The 17354-nt window shown below is 58.9% G+C and carries 14 protein-coding genes; 4 read left to right on the forward strand and 10 right to left on the reverse strand.

Going from position 1 to position 17354, the window contains the following annotated elements; translation table 11 throughout:
- Positions 1-131 precede the first annotated feature (131 nt).
- From WKI41_RS14645 to WKI41_RS14660, 4 genes are read right to left on the reverse strand one after another with little or no spacing between them, the layout of a single operon-like run.
- Positions 132-908 carry an ABC transporter permease gene (locus WKI41_RS14645; protein WP_340194233.1) on the reverse strand — a complete coding sequence of 259 codons (777 nt, stop codon included), beginning with the start codon at positions 906-908 and terminating at the stop codon, positions 132-134.
- Positions 895-1716 (reverse strand): ABC transporter ATP-binding protein, encoded by an 822-nt coding sequence (locus WKI41_RS14650; protein WP_340194234.1) that lies wholly within the window; start codon positions 1714-1716, stop codon positions 895-897. Before WKI41_RS14650 ends, WKI41_RS14645 begins: the two co-directional genes overlap by 14 nt.
- A 10-nt stretch (positions 1717-1726) precedes the next feature.
- The gene (locus WKI41_RS14655) at positions 1727-2728 is read right to left on the reverse strand and encodes an ABC transporter substrate-binding protein (RefSeq protein ID WP_340194235.1); all 1002 of its coding nucleotides are present in this window, start codon (positions 2726-2728) and stop codon (positions 1727-1729) included.
- Positions 2729-2778: 50 nt separating this feature from the next.
- The gene (locus WKI41_RS14660; RefSeq protein ID WP_340194236.1) at positions 2779-3861 is read right to left on the reverse strand and encodes a 4-oxalomesaconate tautomerase; all 1083 of its coding nucleotides are present in this window, start codon (positions 3859-3861) and stop codon (positions 2779-2781) included.
- A gap of 104 nt (positions 3862-3965) precedes the next feature.
- Between WKI41_RS14660 and WKI41_RS14665 the strand changes: the two genes are divergently transcribed.
- Entirely contained in the window at positions 3966-4862 is an 897-nt protein-coding gene (locus WKI41_RS14665) for a LysR family transcriptional regulator (protein ID WP_062445492.1), read from the forward strand.
- 494 nt (positions 4863-5356) lie between these two features.
- A complete protein-coding gene (locus tag WKI41_RS14670) occupies positions 5357-6484 on the forward strand; it encodes a porin (RefSeq protein WP_340194237.1) in 1128 nt (375 codons plus the stop codon).
- Positions 6485-6734: 250 nt separating this feature from the next.
- On the opposite strand, the gene WKI41_RS14675 is transcribed toward WKI41_RS14670, so the two are convergent.
- The 6 genes from WKI41_RS14675 to kdpF are packed head-to-tail and all read right to left on the reverse strand — an operon-like array spanning position 6735 to position 14570.
- On the reverse strand, positions 6735-7421 hold the full coding sequence (locus WKI41_RS14675) for a response regulator (protein ID WP_340194238.1): 687 nt from the start codon (positions 7419-7421) through the stop codon (positions 6735-6737).
- Complete coding sequence (locus tag WKI41_RS14680; RefSeq protein WP_340194239.1) at positions 7418-10114, reverse strand: ATP-binding protein; 2697 nt, start codon at positions 10112-10114, stop codon at positions 7418-7420. Before WKI41_RS14680 ends, WKI41_RS14675 begins: the two co-directional genes overlap by 4 nt.
- 5 nt (positions 10115-10119) lie before the next feature.
- Positions 10120-10689, reverse strand: coding sequence for a potassium-transporting ATPase subunit KdpC (kdpC, locus tag WKI41_RS14685; RefSeq protein WP_340194240.1), 570 nt, complete (start codon positions 10687-10689; stop codon positions 10120-10122).
- Between the two features lie 3 nt (positions 10690-10692).
- Complete coding sequence (kdpB, locus tag WKI41_RS14690; protein ID WP_340194241.1) at positions 10693-12744, reverse strand: potassium-transporting ATPase subunit KdpB; 2052 nt, start codon at positions 12742-12744, stop codon at positions 10693-10695.
- Between the two features lie 11 nt (positions 12745-12755).
- Positions 12756-14465, reverse strand: coding sequence for a potassium-transporting ATPase subunit KdpA (kdpA, locus tag WKI41_RS14695; RefSeq protein ID WP_340194242.1), 1710 nt, complete (start codon positions 14463-14465; stop codon positions 12756-12758).
- 18 nt (positions 14466-14483) lie between these two features.
- Positions 14484-14570 carry a K(+)-transporting ATPase subunit F gene (gene kdpF / locus WKI41_RS21755; RefSeq protein ID WP_425341052.1) on the reverse strand — a complete coding sequence of 29 codons (87 nt, stop codon included), beginning with the start codon at positions 14568-14570 and terminating at the stop codon, positions 14484-14486.
- 345 nt (positions 14571-14915) lie between these two features.
- Between kdpF and WKI41_RS14700 the strand changes: the two genes are divergently transcribed.
- A complete protein-coding gene (locus WKI41_RS14700; protein WP_340194243.1) occupies positions 14916-15863 on the forward strand; it encodes an ornithine cyclodeaminase family protein in 948 nt (315 codons plus the stop codon).
- A gap of 215 nt (positions 15864-16078) precedes the next feature.
- The gene (locus tag WKI41_RS14705) at positions 16079-17329 is read left to right on the forward strand and encodes an allantoate amidohydrolase (protein ID WP_340194244.1); all 1251 of its coding nucleotides are present in this window, start codon (positions 16079-16081) and stop codon (positions 17327-17329) included.
- The last annotated feature ends 25 nt before the right edge of the window (positions 17330-17354 follow it).

The following is a 17354-nucleotide window of genomic DNA, read 5'->3' on the forward strand; positions in this document are numbered from 1 at the left end:
GGGATGTGGCTTGCGTAGCGAAAGCAAGAATACGGTCGCGAGAAAACGCGCGGCTCTTCCTCAAACGTCCGGCATGCAAAAAGGGCGGCCAATCGACCGCCCTTTTCGATAATCTTGCAGCGCGTGTCGTGTCAGGCAGGCCGCTCTTCCGCAGCGTTTGGACGCCAGGTGATCAGCTTCTTCTCCGCAACATCGAGGATAAGGTCGATGATCAGAACGAAGATGGCAAGAATGATGATGCCAGCAAAGACGCCGACCGCATCGAAGTTGCCTTCCGAGCGAGCGATCAGATAGCCGAGGCCAGCGGACGCACCGAGATATTCACCGATGATGGCGCCGACCACGGCGAAGCCGACGGAAGTGCGCAGCGAAGACAGGATCCAGCTTGCTGCGGCAGGGAAGTAGACATGGCGCAGAAGATCGGAGCGCTTGGCGCCGAGGATGCGGGCATTCGATAGGACCACCGGGTTCACCTCTTTGACGCCCTGCATGGCATTGAAGAAGGTGACGAAGAAGACAAGCGTGACCGCCAGTGCAACCTTCGACCAGAGGCCAAGTCCCAGCCAGAGGACGAAGATCGGAGCCAGAACGACACGTGGAATGGCATTGACAGCCTTGATGAAGGGATCGAGCACGCGGGCGACGAAGGGGCTGAGACCAAGCCACACGCCGGCCGCGACGCCTAGACCCGTGCCGATTAGATAGCCGAGCACCGTCTCGCTCAGTGTAATGCCGACATGTTTGTAGAACCCAGCGTCCGCGATCCAGGTAACGACTTGCGTCACGATGTCGAACGGAGCCGGGAAGAAGAAGCGGTCGATGGCGCCAGTCGAGACGCCAAGCTGCCATCCTCCGAGAATGGCGACCAGAAGTACGACCTGAATGATGCGAATATTAACGGCTTGCATAGCTCTTCTCCACTTCGCCGCGCAGGGATGCCCAGATGTCGCGGTACAGAGTCATGAATTTCGGGTCGAGTTTGATTTCGGCGACATTGCGCGGACGCTCGAGATCTACAGGGAAGCTTTCGATCACGCGGCTCTTGGGGCCAGCGGCCAGAACGACGACGCGGTCGCCAAGTGCGATGGCTTCTTCCAGATCATGCGTGATCATCACGACCGCGCGGCGATCTTCCTGCCACAGGCGAAGAAGTTCGTTCTGCATCAGATGCCGCGTGTGAATATCGAGGGCCGAGAAAGGTTCATCCATGAGGATAACCTTTGGCTCGGTGATCAGAGCCTGCGCCATCTGCACCCGCTTGCGCTGGCCGCCGGACAGCATGTGCGGGAAGCGGCCCTCGAAACCCTTAAGGCCGACTTTCTCAAGCCAGGCCATGACCTTTACCCGGCGCTCCGCTTCCGGCACGCCACGAAACATCAAGCCAAGTTCGACATTCTGATAAGCCGTCTTCCAGGGAAGCAGGGCATCCTGCTGGAAGAGATAGCCAATATTGTTCTGCACGCCGTTGACCGCAGACCCATCGATGTTGACGGAGCCTTTTGCGGGCTTCAACAAGCCTGCGATCGCATTCAGGATCGTGGACTTGCCACAGCCTGTCGGACCGACGATGGAGAGAAACTCTCCATCGCCAACCGTAAGGTTGACATCCTGAACGGCGGTGAATGAACCGAACGCCATCGTCACATTATCGATAGCGACCATCGATTTGGGTTCTGACTGTGCCACCGGCGTGAGCTTTCTGACTGGTGAAGACATGGACGGACCCTCAGTTTGCGGGTTTCGAAGCAACTGCTTCGACGAACTTGTTGGTGTAGGTGGTGTTAAGGTCGATCGTGGCCTTGGCCACAGCCTCATTGAAGCTTTTCAGGACGGCGAGCGGCGTTTCGAGATCTTTGGGCTCGAACTTTCCGTCCTCGGAGAAGATGGCCTTAGCCGCCTGAACAGCCTTGATGTAGGTCGCCTTGTCACCGGAAACGAAATCGTCCGGCAGCTTTTCAACGATCTCTTCGGCCGAATGGGCCTTCATCCAGTGCAGTGCCCGCACAGTGGCGTTTGTAACCTTCTGGATCACTTCCGGATTGGCGTCGATGTAATCCTGGGTCGCGTAGAGGACCGAGGTTGGGTAGATGCCGCCATAGACGTCCTTGGCACCCTGATCGCTGCGCGCATCGATCAGGATCTTGCCAAGACCGCGCTCGACGACGATGGTTGCGGCCGGGTCGTAGTTGACGAGAAGGTCAATCTTGCCTTGCTGAAGAGCCGCAACGGCTGCAGCACCCGAGCCGACACCGATGATGGAAATGTCGTTGTCGCTGAGGTTATGTTCCTTCAGGTAGTAACGAATGAAGAAGTCGGAGGACGAACCCGGCGAGGTGATACCGACCTTCTTGCCCTTGATCGTCTCAGGCTTTGCCGGATCGAAATCCGTGTCGTTCTTGCCGGCAAGAACCAATCCCGAATTGCGGGCCAGCATGACGAAGCCGACGACATGCTTGTTCTGCGACTGCATCTGGATCGTGTGATCGTAAAAGCCAACCGCGACATCGGTGGAGCCTGCCACCAGCGCCTGAAGCACCTTGGAACCGCCCTGCGCGAAGTTCTCGGTCGTCACGTCCAAACCTTCGTCCTTATAATAGCCGAGGCTTGCAGCAACGGGGAAGGGCAGGTTGTTAAGATTGTAGGAACCAACGCTCATTCTGACGGATTCGGCGTTGGCGGTGGCTGCGAAGGCGCAGAGTGCGGCAGTTGCTAGCAGGAATTTACGCATATGGGTCTCCTCCCGGTTTTCTTTATGCTGTGTGCCGTAGTGGCGTTTATCTATGCTGCGTGTTCAATCGCGGCGGCTGGTTTGGCGAAGGCGAAGCCCTCGAAGAGACGACGCGCGGTTCTGACAAGACCGGCCGCAATGGCGCCGTTTCGCAGTTCGAGCTGGACATCGAGACGTCCTGCCGGATGCTCGATCCGGATGAGTGTGGGGACGCTGGGCTGGCCAGCTTCCTCGAAGGCCACCGTGCCTGAAGTAACGGCGGCCGTTGCAATACCAACAGCACCGGTGGTGGCCAACGCCGGATGGCATTCATTCGGCATGAAGTAACGCACGGACATCGTGCCGTCTTTTCGCGCCGGCGAGATCAGTACAGGCTTCGGGATGACCATGTCAGACACATCGCCCATGCCCATCAACCTGCCCGCTTCGAGACGAATGCGGGTCATACGATCGATCAGCGCACGATTGGCCGTCAATGCCTGAGGGTCTTCATAACCAGTGATGCCGAGATCGGCAGCGCGCATCAAGACCATCGGCATGGCGCAGTCAATCGCCGTTACGTCGATACCGTCGATGACATCGATCGGCTTGCCGGTCGGCAACAGCTTTCCGGTCTTGGCACCAGCCGAATCGACAAAGGTCAAGGCAATCGGTGCTGCAAGCCCGGGCACACCATCGATCGACGCATCGCCCATATAGATCACTTCGCTGCCGCGGGTGGGAACCTTGGCCTCGATCAACTTTCCGGTATTCACATTGTGAATGCGAACCAGCGTGTCGTGTTCTTTAGCATCCACCAGTCCCGCTTCGATGGCAAATGGGCCGACGGCTGCAAGCATGTTACCGCAATTAGGGGAATAATCGACGAACTGACGATCCGTGCGAACCTGCGCGAAAAGATAGTCGATATCCGCGCCTTTCACCTTGGAGGGTCCGATGATCGCGACTTTCGATGTGACCGGATTGCCACCGCCGATGCCATCGATCTGAAGCGGATGTCCAGACCCCATGATGGACAGAAGAGCGGCATCGCGTTGGGCAGGATCACGTGGCAAATCGGATGCCAGAAAAAACGGACCACGAGACGTTCCGCCGCGCATCAGCACACAGGGTATCTTAAGGAGATCGTTCATCTTCGCCTCAATCTTGCATTTCATGGATCAATTGATCCAGTTGTTGCAATATGAGGAAGAAAGGCTTATTTGTTAAATGCAATTTTCGAGAGGTTTATTGCGATATGAGCATCAATTGTGAAATTCTTGATCTGAGGGCATTTCAGGCTGTGGTCGAACTAGAGAGCTTTCATCGGGCAGCGGAGGCACTCCACATTTCGCAACCGGCGCTGACCCGGCGCATCCAGAAGCTGGAGCAGGCGATCGGTGCCCCTTTGCTGGAGCGCACCACCCGCCATGTAGCGCCAACGGCCATGGGACAAGAGGTGATGCCGTTGGTAAGGCGCATGCTGGAAGAATTTGATGGCTCTCTTTTTGCTATGAGGGATGGTGCGCTTCGCCGTGGCCTGATCACCATGGCATGTGTTCCGACGGCTGCCTTCTATTTCCTACCTACCGTCATCAAGACCTTCAGCGAGCAATACCCACATATAAGACTGCGCATTCGAGATCTGACGGCCAATGAAGGCCTGCAGGCTGTAGCTCGTGGCGAGGTGGAGTTCGGCATCAACCTGATGGGGAACTCCGATCCTGATCTGTCGTTCGAGCCGCTGATCGACGACCCCTTCGTTCTCGCCATGCGCAAGGATCATCCACTGGCGAAGTACGACACCATTCATTGGAATCAGCTGGAGCCCTATCCGTTGGTTGTCGTCGACCGCTCCAGTGGAAATAGAACGTTGCTGGATGGTGCGTTGGCACGACACAACCTCAAGCTCAACTGGTTCTACGAGGTCACGCACCTCAATACATCATTGGGACTGGTCGAAGCGGGGCTCGGCATTTCCGTGCTGCCGCGCCTCGCGACCCCGCAGGAAGACCACCCCTATCTGGTGTCTCGCCCGATTGTCGATCCGGTGGTGTCCCGCACCATCGGTATCGTGCAAAGACGAAGCAGTGCGCTGTCGCCTGCAGCAGAAAAATTTGTCGCGATGCTGCTCAAGACCTGGAAAACGCCGTAAGGCTCGTGGGGGTGCCCTAGCTGATAACGGCCGCGTCGCTTGCGTTCTTCTCATACAAAGAGCGCGGGTGCAGTATCTGATCCGCCACCCTCACATCCACGCTCTACAGGGTGGCTGGGTGTTAGCTGTTGTTCCTGTCCAGATGGACAAGAAGGCTTTCACCCGAACGAATCGCCGCTTCCGACCTCCGCCGAATCCGCTTCGCCCGAATCGTCACCTCTAAAGTCGTGCTTGAACAGAACGGGTCCTTGCGGTGGCGGCCCGTCAAACGTTAACAGCGTCTTAAAATTCCGCGACAATATGCGTCCGCCCTAACGTAAGTTGTGACTAAAATACAACGCACTAAAATTCGGACAATCTGAAAACGTGCTAATTTAGTGATATATGATTGCGAGAGGTGAGGGGTTTCTGTCTATTGGTTCGTGAAGCGGGGGGCACCTCAAGGGCATGTTCCTGGTCGCCGCTTTTGTAACGAAACATGACTGGAGGTCATTATGAACATCAAGAGCCTTCTCATCGGCTCCGCTGCAGCTCTCGCAGCAGTATCTGGCGCAAAGGCTGCTGACGCTATCGTCGCTGCTGAGCCAGAGCCCCTGGAATATGTACGCGTCTGCGATGCATTCGGCACGGGCTTCTTCTACATTCCTGGCACCGAAACCTGCTTGAAGTTCGGCGGCTATGTTCGTTTCCAGACCGACTTCGGTCGTTCGATCTCTGGTACGTCTGACTGGGACTCCTTCACGCGCGCTCAGTTCGAAGTTGATACCCGCACGGACACCGAGCTCGGCGCTCTGCGTGGCTTCATCGGCTTCCGCGGCAATGCTGACAACGCGTCTGCAGCTTCTTCGTCTGTATTCGTTGACCAGGCCTTCATCGAACTCGGCGGCCTTAAGGTCGGTAAGTTCTACAGCTGGTGGGACGATGGTCTCTCTGGCGAAGCAGACGTTCTCTCCACGAACGCTCTGTTCAACTCCATTCGTTACACTTACGACGCTGGTTCCTTCTGGGCTGGTATCTCGGTTGACGAACTCGAAGGCACGAATAGCCAGTTCCGCACCGTAACAGGCGCGGCCGGTCCGCTTCCAGGTACGTTTGTTGTTACTCAGGAAGCTGATAACAACGTCGGCATCACCGGTGGCATCGGCGGCAACTTCGGCGGCGCTGCTCTTCAGCTGATCGGCTCCTACGACGTTGACCAGGAAGAAGGCGCAGTTCGCCTGATCGCAACGGCTGAAATTGGTCCTGGCACGCTCGGCCTGGCTGGTGTTTGGGCTTCCGGCGCAAACGCTTACTACGCAGAGTCCGAATGGGCAGTTGCTGCTGAATACGCTATCAAGGCGACTGACCGTCTGACGATCACTCCTGGCGCTCAGTACTACGGCAATGTAGCCGATCGCGTTGCACTCGTTGGCCTCGACGCAACTGGTACGCCAGTATTCACCGGCGCGACAGCGATTGCCACCAACGACTTCTCCAGCCGCGACGCATGGCAGGCTGGCATCACGGTTGATTACAAGATCACCGAAGGTCTCTCTACCAAGGTCGCAGTTAACTACTACGACGAAGACGGTTCAAACACGGACGAGTGGAACGGCTTCGTTCGCCTTCAGCGTTCGTTCTAATATAGTCTAACCGACTGTATTGACTAAGAAAGCCCGGCGTGTCGTCGGGCTTTTTTTATTTTAGAAAAATCTAAAAAATACTGGACAAGCCAAATCTTTCTATGCATCATGACCTTAGTCAAAAGGCGTGATCCACAGCCAAAAGCTTCGTCTGTTGACTCCAGTCAAGGCCCATCAGCCCCCCTAGGCTGATGGGCAGGCACTGCCAAGCCGGTTTCAAGGAAACCATTCGGCGATCCCAAATTTCAAATCATTCCGTCACAAAACGATATCCGACTCCGGGCTCCGTCTGGATAATTTTCGGCTGCGTGGCATCTCGTTCGACCTTTTGTCGTAACTGGCCGATGAAGACGCGCAGATAATGCAGGTCTTCCCCATGCGCCGGCCCCCAAACTGAGGTCAGAAGCGTGCGATGCGTCACCACCCGCCCAGCATGGTGCGCCAGAAGCGTCAGGAGATCATATTCCTTTGGCGTCAGCTTGATGCTTGTGCCGTCGCGCGCGACGATCCGGCGCTGCGTATCGATCGACAGGCCATCGGCCTCGATTGAGTACGGCAGGCTCTCGGACTTGCCGACATGGCGCATGGCGGTGCGGATGCGAGCGGTCAACTCACCGATGCCGAAAGGCTTTTCGATATAATCGTCGGCACCGAGATCGAGTGCTGCGATCTTCTCGGTCTCGCGATCACGAGCGGAGAGGATGATGATCGGCAGTGTAGACCAGCCACGAAGATTGGCGATGACATCCTTGCCGTCCATGTCCGGCAGGCCGAGATCGAGGATAATCACATCTGGCGCGGCAGTCGCAGCGGACTTGATGGCGTCGGCGCCATTTTCCGCCTCGATCACGTCATAGCCGGCGGCCGCCAATGCCGGGCGCAGGAAGCGTCGGATTTGTGGCTCGTCATCCACGACCAGAATGCGTCCCAGGGTCATTGTTTCTGCCTGCCTTCGCTTTTCTCATTCACCGGGAAGCGCATGACGATCCGCGTTCCGCGTTTCTTCACTGCCGGACTTTCCGCATGAATGCGTCCGCCCATCGCCTCGATGAAACCGCGGGCGATGGAGAGACCAAGCCCCGTTCCCGGAGAGCGCCCGTCCGATCGGGAGCGACGATAGAATTTTTCGAAGATGCGGTCGAGGTCTTCGCCGGGAATGCCTTTCCCATTGTCGGTTACGGAAACGACGATCTCATCCCCGTCGCGCCGCGCGTAGACGTTGACAGGTTCGCCGCCCCCATACTTGGCAGCGTTGTCGAGAAGGTTGAACAGAACCTGGCCGAGCAGAACCGGGTCCGCCCTAATGACCGGCAAATCCTTGGCGATGCCGGTCTCGAAGTTTTGGGAGGGAAAATATTTACGCGCCCGCTCCACTGCAGATCGGATCACATCGGCGACATCCACCCAGTCCCGTTTCGCTTGTAAGGTACCGGCAGTGATGCGGGTCATGTCCAGAAGGTTGGCGACGAAGCGGCTCAGCCGTGCGCTCTCCTCTTCGATGGATTGCAGCAGATCGTCGCGGCTCTCCGGCGACATGCGGTCACCCAGTTCCCGCAGGCTGGTGACCGAACCGGTAATTGTCGCCAAGGGCGTGCGCAAATCATGTGAGATCGACGATAGCAGTGCCTCACGATAGCGCTCTCCTTCCAGCCTGGCCGCCTGTTCGGTGCTTTCGGAAGAAAGACGTGCGCGATCGATAGCGGTCGCCGCCTGGTCGAGAATGGCGGCGAGTTTCCGTTCGGCATTGGAATCAAGCCCATTTTGTCCGGGTTCGAAGCCGCAAACGCCGACGACGCCATGAGGACTGGTCAGCGGACGAAACTGGAAGCGTCCATTGGGAAGCGTGCCAGTGCCGAAACCGGAAGGCTCCGATCGGCTGCTTGCCCACCGCGCCGCAGTCAGTTCCGAGACGCCTAGTTCGGTATCAGGTGGCCAAGCCGCGACCACCTCCAAATCGTCGCCTTTGGGCAAAAGCATCACCACGTGACGGCCGATGCTGCCCTGCAACTGCGTGACAGATGCCCACAGGACTTCTTCAGGCTTGGCCGTCCCGGCAAGCTTTCGGGAAAAATCATAGAGCGCCTGCATGTCGGCGGCGCGCTGGCGAGCGGCTTGCGCCTGTTCGCGAATACGCGATGCCAGACTGCCCGCAATCAGTGCCGCGACGATGAAGACCGCAAGTGCGAAGACCTCATGCGGCGAGGCAATAGTGAAGGTCTTAACCGGGGCGATGAAGAAAAAATTATAAGCAAGCGCGGACACAATCGCGGCCATCAGCGCCGCCATGAAACCAGCGGCGGAAGCAGCCGCCAGAACGGCGAGCAGAAACAGCAGCGAGATATTCGGCAGATGGGTGAATTGGTCCAATGCCAGACCAGCAAGCGTTGCTCCTGCGACCGTGCCGATAGCGCAGAGGAGCGAGCGGGAGAAGGCGGATAGTTGAAAGCCTCGCTTCTTTCGGGTGGACACACCCGGAACCTTGGCCGCATCTGCGGTGACGAGGTGAAGTCCAATGCCGCTCGCTTCTTTCGCCAGAGCGTCGGCGAGGCTCGGCCTGAATGGGTTGGCAAGCCACCTGCGGCGCTGGGAACCGATGACGATCTGCGTGGTATGCTCGCGTCGGGCAAGCTTGAGGATTTCCGTCACGAAATCATTGCCTGTCACGTGACGTGTCTCGGCGCCTAGCGTCTCGGCAAAACGGAAGGCCTCATCGATCCGTCTGAGGCTGTCCTCGTTCATGGTTTCCTGGTCATCACGCGCCATGCTGACGACGGTCCAAGGCGCATTAAGGCCGGAGGCAAGGCGGCTCGCCACACGCACGACCTTATCGGACAGCGCATCGGCGCCAATGCAGACCAGCAATCTTTCGCCTGTCGCCCAAGGGCCTTCGATGGCGTTCTGACGCAAGTAATCGACCATCTGATCGTCCACCCGGTCTGCGGTGCGGCGAAGCGCAAGCTCGCGAAGCGCCGTCAGATTGCCGAGACGGAAGAAGCGGTCGGTGGCGCGCCTGGCACTATCAGGAAGATAGACCTTGCCTTCGTTCAGCCGCTGAATGAGTTCTCCAGGCGGAAGATCGACCAGCACCACGTCGTCGGCGCGCTTCAACACGGTGTCCGGCACCCGTTCGCGAATGCTGACGCCGGTGATCTGCGAGACGAGATCGGACAGGCTTTCGAGATGCTGGATGTTGAGCGCGGTCCAGACATCGATGCCCGCTGCGATCAGCTCCTCGATATCCTGATAGCGTTTGGGGTGGCGGAAACCCTCAGGGTTGGAATGGGCAAGCTCATCGACGATGATGACACGCGGCTTGCGGGCAAGTGCTGCGTCCAGATCAAATTCTTTGAGAGTCTTGCCACGATAATCGACCTCGATGCGCGGCAGCACGTCAAGGCCTTCGAGGAGGGCGGACGTTTCTGCCCGCGCATGGGTTTCGACAAGGCCGACTACGACCTCGACGCCATCGGCCTTCAGTCTTCGCGCACGCGCCAGCATGGCATAGGTCTTGCCGACACCGGGCGCTGCACCCAGGAAAATAGTGAGCTTGCCCCGGCGGTCTTTCTCCGCCAGGGCAAGCAATGCATCGGGATCGGGCCTGTTTAAGCCCTCACGGTCATGTGACGCCATTCATCTCAGCTCTTCAGCGCATCAAGCGCAAGGTTCAGCTCTAGCACATTCACGCGCGGTTCGCCGATAATCCCGAGGAGCCGGCCTTGCGTTTTTTCTTCGACAAGGGCCTTCACCGATTCAGGCGAAAGGCTGCGCGCCTTGGCGATGCGCTCAACCTGGGCTGCGGCGAAAGCCGGGGTGATGTGCGGATCGAGACCCGAGCCGGATGTGGTGACGGCGTCAGCCGGAACCGGCGACGCAATACCCGCGCCGTTCAGCCGTACAACGTCGCCAGCAACCCGGTCCTTCAGCTTGGCAGATGTGGTACCAAGATTGGAGCCAGAGGAAGCGGCGGCGTTGTAGGCATCTGGCCCAGTCGCAGACGAACGCGGCCAGAAGTAGCGATCGGAGGTAAAGTTCTGGCCGATCAGGCTCGAGCCGATGACCACATCGCCATTGCGGATCATTGAGCCGTTGGCCTGTGCCGGCAGCACAGCTTGGGCGATGCCGGTTACGGCCAGCGGATAACCAAGACCGGTCAGGGCGATGAAGAAGGCCAGGATGACGATGGCAGGACGAATTTGGTTCAGCATGATTTACACCAGATGAAGTGCGGAGACCGCGATATCGATGACCTTGATCCCGGCAAAAGGCAGAAGCAGACCACCGAGGCCGTAGATCAGCAGGTTACGACGCAGAAGCGACGCCGCTGCGGCGGGACGGTATGCCACACCCTTGAGGGCCAGCGGGATCAGCGCGATGATAATGAGCGCGTTGAAGATGACCGCCGAGAGGATGGCCGATTGCGGGGATGACAGCGCCATGATGTTGAGGGTGCCAAGCGCAGGGTAGGTGGTGAGGAACAGCGCGGGGATGATCGCGAAATATTTTGCCACGTCGTTGGCGATCGAAAATGTCGTCAGCGACCCGCGCGTCATAAGCAGCTGCTTGCCGATCTCGACGATCTCGATGAGCTTGGTCGGGCTGGAGTCGAGATCGACCATATTTGCGGCTTCGCGTGCGGCCTGCGTTCCGGTCTGCATGGCAACGCCGACATCTGCCTGCGCCAGTGCCGGCGCATCGTTGGTGCCGTCACCACACATGGCAATCAAGCGGCCGCCCTTCTGTTCGCGGCGAATATAGTCGAGCTTGTCTTCAGGCGTCGCTTCGGCAAGGAAATCGTCCACGCCCGCTTCGGAGGCAATCGCTGCTGCGGTCACGGGATTGTCGCCGGTGACCATGACGGTGCGGATACCCATGGCACGCAGCGCCGCGAAACGCTCCTTGATCCCGGGCTTGACGACGTCCTTTAGATGGATCACGCCCAGCAGACGGTTGCCTTCGGCCACACCGAGCGGCGTGCCGCCGGTGCGGGCAATGCGGTCCACGGCCTGGTGAAATTCCGCTGGCGCCTTGCCATCGGTGGCATCGGCAAACTTCAGGATGGCATCGATGGCGCCCTTGCGGAAGGACTTGCCGTTGGTATCGACGCCGGACAGACGAGTCTGCGCCGAGAAGGGAATGACGGCATCGACGGTGACCTTGGGTGAGGCAATGCCGAACTCGCCATTCGCCAGTGCTGCGATGGAACGACCCTCTGGCGTCTCGTCTGAAAGGCTGGCGAGCAGCGCTGCTTCGGCGACCTGTTCGGCAGTCACACCCGGCACGGGAATGAAATCCGCTGCCATACGGTTGCCGAAGGTGATGGTGCCGGTCTTGTCGAGCAGCAGCGTGTCGACATCGCCCGCGGCCTCCACCGCACGTCCGGACGTGGCGATGACATTGAAACGCACGAGGCGATCCATGCCGGCGATGCCGATGGCCGAAAGAAGCCCGCCGATGGTTGTCGGAATAAGCGTGACAAGAAGGGCTGCAAGCACGGTAACGGAGACCAGCGTGCCGGAATATCCAGCCAGTCCCCAGACGCTCACAACGACGATAAGGAAGACGAGGGTGAGGCCGGATAGGAGAATGGAGAGCGCGATCTCGTTTGGCGTCTTCTGACGTTCCGCACCTTCGATCAGCGCAATCATTCGATCGACGAAGCTTGCGCCGGGCGGCGTGGTGATGCGGATTTTCAACTGGTCGGACAGAACCTGCGTGCCACCGGTAACGGCAGAGCGGTCGCCACCGGATTCGCGAATGACGGGTGCCGATTCACCGGTGATCGCGCTTTCATTGACTGAAGCCACGCCCTCGATCACTTCGCCGTCGCCGGGGATCAGCTCGCCAGCATCGACAACGACGATATCGCCGACTTTCAGCAGAGTGGCTGCGACGCTCTCTTCGCTGCCGCCCGCGTTCACGCGGCGGGCGGTCAGATCTGAACGGGTCCGCTTGAGGCTGTCGGCCTGGGCGCGACCGCGCCCCTCCGCCACCGCTTCTGCAAAGGTGGCGAAAAGCACGGTGAACCAGAGCCACGCCGCGATCTGGCCGGAAAAGACCGCCGTGCCGTTATGGGCGGTCAGGTCGCGGATGAAGAAGATGGTGACGACAGCCGCAACGATTTCGGTGACGAAGATCACCGGGTTGCGCATCAACTGCCGCGGGTCAAGCTTGATGAAGGCGTTTTTGATGGCCGGCCCGACAATGGCGGGGTCGAAAAGACCCGGTCTGGCGGGGGCCGATGAGCAGGGATTGGTGGACATCTTTATGCCTTTTAGAATGTTTGGCCGGCAAGCATCGCGAAGTGTTCGACGATGGGGCCGAGTGCGAGCGCGGGGAAGAATTGCAGCCCGCCGAGAATGAGGATGATGCCGATGAGAAGGCCGACAAAGAGTGGGCCATCCGTCGGGAACGTGCCAGCGGAGGCCGGAACCCGAACCTTGGCGGCAAGCGACCCGGCAATCGCCATCACCGGGACGACATAAGCGAAGCGACCGAGCAGCATCGAGATACCGAGCGTGGTGTTGTACCAGTCGGTATTGCCGGAAAGGCCGCCGAAGGCCGATCCGTTGTTACCGGCTGCGGAAGTGAAGGCATAAAGGATTTCCGAAAGGCCGTGCGGACCGGCCGTGCCGATGGTGGCAACCGCAAAGGGCAGCATGGCGGAAAGCGCGGTGAAACCGAGAATGACCGTGGGGAGAATGAGAACCGCCAGCATGGCGAACTTCATCTCGCGGCCCTCGATCTTCTTGCCGAGAAATTCCGGCGTGCGACCGACCATTAGACCGGCAACGAAGACCGACAGAAGCGCAAAGACGAGCATGCCGTAAAGACCGGATCCGACACCGCCCGGCAGAACCTCGCCGAGCTGGATGAGGAACATTGGCGCAAGGCCACCAAGACCGGTAAAGGAGCCATGCATGCCGTTAACGCCGCCATCGGAAAGGCCGGTGGTCACCGCGGCATAAAGGGCGGTCATGGCCTGGCCGAAGCGGACTTCCTTGCCTTCCATATTGCCTTGCGCCGCATCGACGCCAATCGACGTCAGGATCGGGTTGCCGGCGCTTTCCGCCCAGTAGACGATGGCAACACCGGCTATCAGGAGAACGGCCATGGCGGTCAGCAATACCCAACCCTGACGACGGCTGCCGACCATCTGACCGAAGGTGTAGATGAAGGCCGCCGAAATGGTGAGCATCGAGAAGATATTGAGATAGTTCGAAAGCGCAGTCGGGTTCTCGAAGGGATGCGCAGCATTGGCGTTGAAGAAGCCACCACCGTTTGTGCCAAGCTGCTTGATCGCTTCTTGGCTGGCAACGGGGCCGAGCGAGATGACCTGCTGGCTTCCTTCAAGCGTGGTTGCCGTCACGCTGGCGTCCATCGTCTGGGGCAGGCCCATGGCAACGAACGTTACTGCGACGATGACCGCGATCGGCAGCAACACATAAAGCGTGGCGCGAGTCATATCGACCCAGAAATTGCCGAGTGTGCTGGCCTGCGAGCGGACAAAAGCGCGGGTGAATGCAATCGCCAGCGCCATGCCGACGGCGGCAGACAGGAAGTTCTGAACCGTCAAACCGGCCATCTGGCTGAAGTTACTCATCGTCGCTTCACCGGCATAGTTCTGCCAGTTGGTGTTGGTCACGAAGCTGACGGCGGTATTGAACGCCAAGCCCGGTTCCACATTGGCAAAACCCTGTGGATTGAAGGGCAGGAAGGCCTGAAGGCGCAGGATGCCATAGAGTGCCAAGAAGCTGGCAATCGAGAAGGCGAGCATGGACAGCGTGTAGCCAAGCCAGCTCTGTTCCTTCCTGGTGTCGACGCCTGCCACGGCATAAAGCACGCGCTCGATGGGAGCGAAGATCGGCGTCAGCCAGGTCCGCTCACCATTGAACACGTGTGCCATGTAAAGGCCGAGCGGCTTGATAACCAGAAGCACGGCGATGAAGAGGAGGCTGATCTGCAGCCACCCGAGAATGGTCATGGGATTTCTCCAGGAAAATCAGAAGCGTTCCGGACGCAGCAATGTGATGATGAGATAGATGCCGAGGGCAATCGCCACGACGAGGCCGAAGATGGGTTCCAGCATGGCAGCACCTCTCAAAACCGGTTGAGGGCGCGCGCATAAAGCGCCAGCACGATCAGCGTGCCGAAGCCGAGCGCCAAATAAAGGACATCGGGCATGGTTTTCTCCTGTTATGTCAGGAAAGCATCATGCTGCTGATGGCTGTCAGATTTCGATTGGGAAGATGGATGGCCCGCATAAGGAAAATATAAAGACGAGCGAAAGGCCGAAGTGTCGGGCGACCTGTTGCCAAGGACTTTGCGCGGCCCGCCCGCCGCGATAGCTTGCAACAGCGCATTCGAAAAACACTCTTGACCTCGACCGCCCTTGAGGCCGCAACCTCATCCAAACGGATCGAAGGGGCTGCGAATGGCAATAGTTCTCAATGACGATAATCTTTCTGGCTATAGCCTGATGAATGGGGCGATCGAGGCAGTCGAGGCATTCCTGCTCGCCCGTGCGCTGGGCAAAACGTTGTCGCCGCCTCGGCACCACGTTGTGTTTGAGGGTCATGGAGATTTGGTTTTCACAGTGGGAGGCCTTACCGGCGACAGACCGCTTGCAGGCTTTCGTTGTTACGACACCTTCAAAGGGGAGGAACACACTCAGATCGTGGCCGTCTGGTCGGCTGAGGATGCCAGCCTCAAGGGAATCATCCTGGGTGGACGCTTGGGCGCTATCAGGACTGGAGCCATCGGTGGTGTGGCTATTCGACACCTCAGTTCCACAGAGACGAATGTCGTCGGTGTGATAGGAAGCGGTTTGCAGGCACGAATGCAATTGGCGGCTGCAGCTTGCGTTCGCACCATCAAAAAGGCCTATGTCTACAGTCGCGATGCAACAAATCGCATGGTTTTCGCCAGGGACATGCAGATGGAACTCGGTCTGGAGATCGAACCTGTCGCGCGTGTCACGGATGCTATTGGCGATGCAGACATCGTCATTTGCGCGACATCCAGCTCTCAGCCAGTGTTGGATGTTTCCGATCTTAAGCCCGGAGCGCATATCAACACTGTCGGTCCCAAGACGGTGGAAGCGCATGAGTTGGGATTGAGCGTTGCCGGGGCTGCCGACATCATCGCAACCGACTCGTCCGAACAGACACGCTCCTACGGCTCGCCGTTCTTCCTTCACGGTTCTGGCCACGCGTTACGCATGGTCGAGCTGTCGGATATTGTCGCAGGTTGCATTGCGCGCCGGCCCTCATCGCATCAGACCACGCTTTTCTGTTCTGTTGGTCTTGCAGGAACCGAGGTTGCTGTCGCCGCGGCCATATTCGACAATCCGTCGGCGAAGGAGCGGACGCGCCGGACATAACGGATAAGCTCCGGGAAGCAGAGAGAAGCTTTTAACCTCGTCGACATCATGTAATTTCGTTCATGCGAATCGAAATTTTTGCGGGCCGCACAAGAACAAGAAGAGGCCGAGGGTTGAGAACGGGTAACGTCCCGCCAAGAGGCCGCAGACGCGAACGATGCACGGTATTGGTCGGAGACGGCCGGAACGTGCGCAAGCATTGGAAGGAAGACGCTATGGCTGCGCCCGGCGAAAACATGCGTGTGAATGCCGACAGGCTGTGGGAGATGTTGATGGACATGGCGAAGGTCGGTCCCGGCATTGCTGGCGGCAACAATCGCCAGACGCTGACCGACGAAGATGCTGCGGGCCGCGCCCTGTTCCAGTCCTGGTGCGAGGTGGCAGGGCTCACCATAGGCGTCGACAAGATGGGAACGATGTTCGCCACCCGCGCCGGTGAAGACCCTGACGCGCTGCCGGTCTATGTCGGCTCTCACCTCGATACCCAGCCGACAGGCGGCAAGTTTGATGGCGTCTTGGGCGTGCTAGCAGGGCTCGAAGTCGTGCGCACCATGAACGATCTCGGGATCCGCACGAAGCATCCGATCGTCGTCACCAACTGGGCGAATGAGGAAGGCGCGCGCTTCGCGCCGGCCATGCTCGCGTCCGGTGTTTTCGCTGGCGTCCACACGCTGGAACACGCCTATTCGCGCAAGGATACCGAGGGGAAGACCTACGGCGAGGAGTTGCAGCGCATCGGCTGGCTGGGCGAGGAAGAGGTCGGTGCGCGCAAGATGCACGCCTATCTCGAATATCACATCGAGCAGGGGCCGATCCTCGAAGCCGAAAACAAGACGATCGGTGTCGTGACTCATTGCCAAGGGCTGTGGTGGCTGGAATTCACGCTGACCGGCAAGGAGGCCCATACCGGCTCGACACCGATGGCCATGCGGGTCAATGCCGGGCTGGCTTTGGCACGCATCATCGAGATGGTGCAGACCGTAGCGATGGAGAGCCAACCAGGTGCAGTAGGTGGCGTCGGTCGGGTGATCTTCTCGCCCAATTCTCGCAACGTCCTGCCCGGAACGGTCGTCTTCACGGTCGATATCCGTACACCCGATCTCGCCAAGCTGAACCGGATGCGTGAGCGCATCGAAGCGGAGGCCGCTCAAATATGCGAGGCGATAGGCGTGGGTTGTTCGGTTGAGGCCGTCGGTCACTTCGATCCGGTAACCTTCGATCCTGCTTTGGTGGATACGGTACGCCGATCAGCGGAAAGGCTGGGCCTGACGCATCGCGATATCATTTCTGGCGCCGGGCACGATGCTTGCTGGGCTGCAAAAGTCGCGCCTGCCACCATGATCATGTGCCCGTGTGTCGGCGGTCTTTCGCACAATGAGGCGGAGGAAATCTCCAAGGAATGGGCCGCGGCGGGCTGCGACGTGCTGTTTCACGCGGTCGTCGAGACCGCAGGCGTAGTGCAGTAGCTCTGCGGTGCGCCCATGCCGTTCA

The sequence above is a fragment of the Agrobacterium larrymoorei genome (genome assembly GCF_037722385.1).
Taxonomy (GTDB): domain Bacteria; phylum Pseudomonadota; class Alphaproteobacteria; order Rhizobiales; family Rhizobiaceae; genus Agrobacterium; species Agrobacterium larrymoorei_C.

Coding starts and splice junctions, on each gene's coding strand:
- WKI41_RS14645 (WP_340194233.1), bottom strand. CDS start 908: ATGCAAGCCGTTAATATTCGCATCATTCAGGTCGTACTTCTGGTCGCC.
- WKI41_RS14650 (WP_340194234.1), bottom strand. CDS start 1,716: ATGTCTTCACCAGTCAGAAAGCTCACGCCGGTGGCACAGTCAGAACCC.
- WKI41_RS14655 (WP_340194235.1), bottom strand. CDS start 2,728: ATGCGTAAATTCCTGCTAGCAACTGCCGCACTCTGCGCCTTCGCAGCC.
- WKI41_RS14660 (WP_340194236.1), bottom strand. CDS start 3,861: ATGAACGATCTCCTTAAGATACCCTGTGTGCTGATGCGCGGCGGAACG.
- WKI41_RS14665 (WP_062445492.1), top strand. CDS start 3,966: ATGAGCATCAATTGTGAAATTCTTGATCTGAGGGCATTTCAGGCTGTG.
- WKI41_RS14670 (WP_340194237.1), top strand. CDS start 5,357: ATGAACATCAAGAGCCTTCTCATCGGCTCCGCTGCAGCTCTCGCAGCA.
- WKI41_RS14675 (WP_340194238.1), bottom strand. CDS start 7,421: ATGACCCTGGGACGCATTCTGGTCGTGGATGACGAGCCACAAATCCGA.
- WKI41_RS14680 (WP_340194239.1), bottom strand. CDS start 10,114: ATGGCGTCACATGACCGTGAGGGCTTAAACAGGCCCGATCCCGATGCA.
- kdpC (WP_340194240.1), bottom strand. CDS start 10,689: ATGCTGAACCAAATTCGTCCTGCCATCGTCATCCTGGCCTTCTTCATC.
- kdpB (WP_340194241.1), bottom strand. CDS start 12,744: ATGTCCACCAATCCCTGCTCATCGGCCCCCGCCAGACCGGGTCTTTTC.
- kdpA (WP_340194242.1), bottom strand. CDS start 14,465: ATGACCATTCTCGGGTGGCTGCAGATCAGCCTCCTCTTCATCGCCGTG.
- kdpF (WP_425341052.1), bottom strand. CDS start 14,570: ATGCTGGAACCCATCTTCGGCCTCGTCGTGGCGATTGCCCTCGGCATC.
- WKI41_RS14700 (WP_340194243.1), top strand. CDS start 14,916: ATGGCAATAGTTCTCAATGACGATAATCTTTCTGGCTATAGCCTGATG.
- WKI41_RS14705 (WP_340194244.1), top strand. CDS start 16,079: ATGGCTGCGCCCGGCGAAAACATGCGTGTGAATGCCGACAGGCTGTGG.